Below are 379 nucleotides of genomic sequence, written 5' to 3'. Positions count from 1 at the left end.
CTTTGAGCCCATGAAGGCGCCGATTCGCCGTCAATGCGAGCTGGTTGTAAGTGGTCGCCGTGACGCGTCCACGCTGGGCTCCGTTGTATTCCCGGTTAGTGACGGTCGAGATATTGGATGCGACCGAATGACCGACCACGAAGGCATGGAAGAAGGGAACCCCTTCGATGCCTCCGCTGGAGACAAGCTCATCGACATACTCAGCCGCTTGATTCATCTCTTTGCGACCGATTTCAGAGCGCCCTTTCTTTAGCTCAATGAGTAGGACATCGCGCATCATCACCAGCTGATCCCTGGCAGTATCGAAAGTCTCCGTCCCAACAACAGAGAGTGTCGCATCGGATAGGACGACAATGTCAGGGCGTTTCGCTGCATTGGC

The 379-nt window shown here is 55.4% G+C and carries 1 protein-coding gene; it reads right to left on the bottom strand.

The window, feature by feature from the left end; all coding sequences use genetic code 11:
- On the bottom strand, positions 1–379 hold a 379-nt coding region (locus D7X55_RS44025; RefSeq protein ID WP_199747524.1), incomplete at both ends, for a hypothetical protein.

The sequence above is a fragment of the Corallococcus sp. AB049A genome, assembly GCF_003668885.1.
GTDB classification, from domain to species: Bacteria; Myxococcota; Myxococcia; order Myxococcales; family Myxococcaceae; genus Corallococcus; species Corallococcus interemptor.
The sequence above is the reverse complement of the archived record's forward strand: the minus strand, read 5'-3'. Positions and strand labels throughout refer to the sequence as shown.